We start from the raw sequence: 4,165 nt of genomic DNA on the forward strand, positions 1-4,165 counted from the left end.
TGAGGCTCTCAAGACGCCCCCCTCCAACGGGGGTGGACTACGCGAGGAGAAAACGAAAAATGAGCTACTTAAAGAACATTATCAACAAGAACGTCACGCCGCAGAGCCAGCCGGTTCCGGGCACGAGCCAGGTGCTCAACTCGGCGGGAGGCTACAGCTTCCCGGTGGATAGCTGGACGCAGCTGGAGCGCTTCTTAGTGCTGGGTTCTGAGGGCGGCTCTTACTACGCGACGCAGCAGAAGCTGACGGCAGAGAGCGCCAAGGCGGTTCAGGCATGCGTGGCGGCGGATGGTCTGCGGGCGGTGAAGACCATTGCGCAGGTCTCGGACGCGGGCCGGGCTCCGAAGAACGATCCGGCGATCTTTGCGCTGGCGATTGCGGCGTCTGAGGGCGACGATAAAACACGCGCGGCGGCGCTGGCGGCTTTGCCTACCGTCTGCCGTACCGGGACGCATCTCTTCCACTTCGCACAGTTTGTGGACGGCATGCGCGGCTGGGGCCGGGGGCTGCGTAAGGCGGTCGGGGCATGGTACGCCGAGAAGGACAGTGACACGCTGGCCTACCAGGCGGTCAAGTACCAGCAGCGCGATGGCTGGAGCCACCGGGACTTGCTGCGTCTGAGCCACCCCAAGCCGGAGAGCGACCAGAAGAAGGCGCTCTATCACTGGATCACGCAGGGAAGTACAGGCGAGAGTATCCCGGCGCTGGTCGCGGCCTTCGAGCAGGCAAAGCGTGCGGAGAGTGCGGCAGAGATCGCCCGGCTGATCCGTGACGCCAACCTGCCACGTGAGGCCATTCCGACCCAGTTCCTGACCGAGAAGTCGGTGTGGGAGGCGCTGCTGGCAAGCGGAATGCCGCTCACGGCGCTGCTGCGGAACCTAGCAACCATGACCCGCGTGGGCATCTTCGACGACCGTGAGCAGGTAAAAGCCGTCAGCGCACGGCTGACCAATCTCGATGCTCTGAAGAAGGCACGTGTGCATCCGATTGCGGTGCTTTCGGCGCTCAAGACCTACGGGTCGGGCAGGGGCGTGCGTGGCAACAGCACTTGGAAACCGGTGGGCACGCTGGTGGATGCGCTCGATGCGGCGTTCTACGCAAGCTTCGGCACTGTCGAGGCGACGGGCAAGCGCTGGGTGCTGGCACTGGATGTCTCGGGCTCGATGGGTTGTGGGGAGATCGCGGGAATTCCCGGCCTGACCCCGCGCGACGCGTCGGCGGCGATGGCGCTTATCACGGCAGCAACTGAGGACGACTACAAAATGGTGGCGTTCCAGGACAAGCTGACCGAGCTGAGCATCACGCCGCGCCAGCGGCTCGACGATGTGGTTCGCCGCATCTCGGGAATGCCGTTTGGCAGCACGGACTGTGCCCAGCCGATGCTATGGGCGCTGAAGAACAAGGTGAAAGCCGATGTCTTCGTCGTCTACACGGACTCGGAGACCTGGCATGGGAGCATCCACCCGGTGCAGGCCCTGCGCCAGTACCGGGAGCAGCTGGGTATTGCCGCCAAGCTTATCGTCGTGGGGATGGTCAGCAATGGCTTCACCCTCGCCGACCCCAGCGACGGTGGGTGCTTAGATATAGTCGGCTTCGACACGGCAACCCCGCAGCTGATGTCCGACTTCGTGCGCTAAGCCTTGCGATCTCTTATCGGGGGAGGAATTCCTGCCCCGATAAGAGAAGTGGTGCTCATGCAAGAGCAAGAATCGCTTTGGGCAGGCGCAGCGAAGCGCATTATCACCCCCAACCCTCTCCTGCCCGTCTCGGGTGGCATGGGGCCCACAGAGTCGGCACGCGAGAAGCGTGGCGAGCTGACAGCACGGGCCCTCTTTCTCCAGCGTGGCAAGACCAAAGTGGTCGTTGTTGGGCTGGATCTCCTAGGCTTTCCAGGCGTCTTAGGCGACCGCGTACGGGCGCGCGTTCCCCGTGTTGCGGCGCAGAATATCCTCATTGGGGCTACGCATACCCACAGCGCCCCGGACTGCTACGCCTTCCCCGATGGCAAGGGTGGCCACACCGGCGATCTGGCGTTTATGGAGCGGGTCTGCACGCTGGCGGCGGAGGCCATCAACGAGGCGATAGACCGAGCGCAGCCCGCGTACCTCAAGATCGCCACCGGCGAGGCACAAGGAAAGATCGCCTACAACTACTACGCCCCCGAGCTTTACGACCGGCGAATGTCGGTGATTCAGGCGCTCACGCCCGAAGGAAAGACCCTTGCGACTCTGGTGAACTATGCCATCCACCCCGAGGTTCTGGGCAACAGTGTCGGCATCCTCAGCCCCGATCTCTGCGGCCCGCTTTGTGAGCGTCTGGAGGAGCGTGCGGGAGGCATGGCGCTCTTCATGAATGGTGCACAGGGGGGAATGATCACCGCGGACAATCGCTCTCTGGATCGCCCTAAAGACCCACAAAAAGGCTACTGGGAGGATGCCCGCACCTGGGATGAGTGCCTGCGGATCGGGCACACTATGGCCGATGAAGCGCTGCGCATTTTAGCCAAAGCGCCCGTTCAGCAAAAGCCAGGGCTGTTTTGCAGGAGCCTCTCTGTGACCTTTCCCGTCCAGTCCCCGGAGCTCTGGGCGGTCGTGACCCAGTCGCCGCTGGGCTACCCGCATGGGAAAGGCAAAGACCACACGATTCAGGCGCGTCTGAACCTCGTCAATCTCGGCGATGCACAAATTCTGACGATCCCTGGTGAGGCGCTCCCCAATATCGGCTTCTATCTCAAGCGGAAGATGGCCGGAGCACATAACTTGCTCTTTGGCCTCACCAACGAGGCCTTTGGCTACATCTTGACCAAAGTGGACTATCACAGCTTCCCGCGCTATGAGTATGTCTCGCGCACGTCCCTTGGCGAGCAAACCGGAGAGATTTTGATTGAAAAGTGCCTAGAGCTGGTACGCACCAGCCCCAAGCCAGCGGGGTAGGGCGACTTAGTAAGCCAGTGCCGCGTTGCTGGGTTCGCCGCTTCTGCCACTGCGCTGAGGAACAATTCGATATTCGCGGTGGGTGCCCGCTCCAGCGTTTTCGTGAAGCCAGGCCGTGCGCGTGGTGTAGCCGATCTTCTCCCAGGCTTTTTCGGAGCTGGTGCGCATCTCGATATCGTAGGTGATGCCGCTTCCGGTGGGGCCGCTCCAGTCCAAGAAGTTATCGCCCGAGGGACGCGGCTTGCAGATAAGATCGTCCACTTCGGGAATCTCCCCGTGCCCTTTGCCCGTCTTCTCCCGCACGCTGAGCCCGGCGGCCTGACGGGTCGCATCGTCCATGAGGCTGCTGGCCTGCGCCTCTCTTGCCAGCGCCCGAAGCTCCGCCGCTGTATCGTTGTAGCCGCCGTTCGCCGCTGCAACTGCAGCACTCAGAGCAGCCTCGGCGCTCTCTTTTGTCTCTACCAGCTCGGTGAGCGCCGTCTTCTTAGCTCTTAAACCCGCAAGCTGCGCCGCCGTCAGTTTAGACTTACTTCGGCCCGCATCGGTATCTATCGCCTCTAAAAACCGCTCCACCTGCACCAGCAACTCCCGGTGATTTCTCGAAATCCAGTCCTTAGGTTCCATAATTCTCTCTTCTCCTCTCTGAGGGCGAGCGCCCTCGCTACCAACTCAGAAACCCAAACCCGAAAAAAGTTGCACTGCCTCCGAAATTCAGTGATCTGAGCCGAGAAGGGAGACTCCCAAACCCGAAGAGATGTGTCCCGAATTTTAATTTCGGGATACATCACTCTGAGCTAATATAGGTTTTGAGATATTCTTCAAATGAATAGTAGGATTTATTTATAAATTCCATTGTCGAGTTATCATCATTATTATTAATACTAATATCATCTAGAATGGTAACAATTTTGCATTTTTCCGTGCCTCCGTTTGCAGGGCCACGCAAGCCACGCCCTATAATTTGCATAAATTTCACAGGGCTGTATATTTTTCGACTAATTATTATCATATCTGTACTAGGTGCGTCAAATCCAGTTGATAATACGTCGTGATTACACAACACAGATATTTTTCCTTGCTTGAAATTCTTAATTGAACTTTTTCGTTCTTTCATATCGGTTTCTGAATCAATATGACTTGCTGAAATTCCTTTCATATTCAAATCGAAAGCTATTTTCTTGGAGTGTTGCCGAGTGTTTGCAAATAACAATATGGATTTCCCTTTATTTAAA

4 protein-coding genes are annotated in these 4,165 nt (G+C 58.6%); 2 read left to right on the plus strand and 2 right to left on the minus strand.

Going from position 1 to position 4,165, the window contains the following annotated elements; all coding sequences use genetic code 11:
- Positions 1–59: 59 nt before the first annotated feature.
- Entirely contained in the window at positions 60–1,637 is a 1,578-nt protein-coding gene (locus tag AC1XOS_RS20375; protein ID WP_481964047.1) for a TROVE domain-containing protein, read from the plus strand.
- 57 nt (positions 1,638–1,694) lie between these two features.
- Positions 1,695–2,933, plus strand: a complete 1,239-nt coding sequence (locus AC1XOS_RS20380) for a hypothetical protein (RefSeq protein ID WP_481964048.1) — start codon at positions 1,695–1,697, stop codon at positions 2,931–2,933.
- A gap of 6 nt (positions 2,934–2,939) precedes the next feature.
- On the opposite strand, the gene AC1XOS_RS20385 is transcribed toward AC1XOS_RS20380, so the two are convergent.
- Both AC1XOS_RS20385 and AC1XOS_RS20390 read right to left on the minus strand, forming a co-directional pair.
- Positions 2,940–3,557: a hypothetical protein gene (locus AC1XOS_RS20385; RefSeq protein ID WP_481964049.1), complete on the minus strand. Its 618-nt coding sequence runs from the start codon at positions 3,555–3,557 to the stop codon at positions 2,940–2,942.
- A 160-nt stretch (positions 3,558–3,717) separates the two neighbouring features.
- A partial coding sequence (locus tag AC1XOS_RS20390; protein ID WP_481964050.1) for a DEAD/DEAH box helicase occupies positions 3,718–4,165 on the minus strand: 448 nt, incomplete at its 5' end.

The sequence above is a fragment of the Armatimonas sp. genome, from assembly GCF_964826245.1.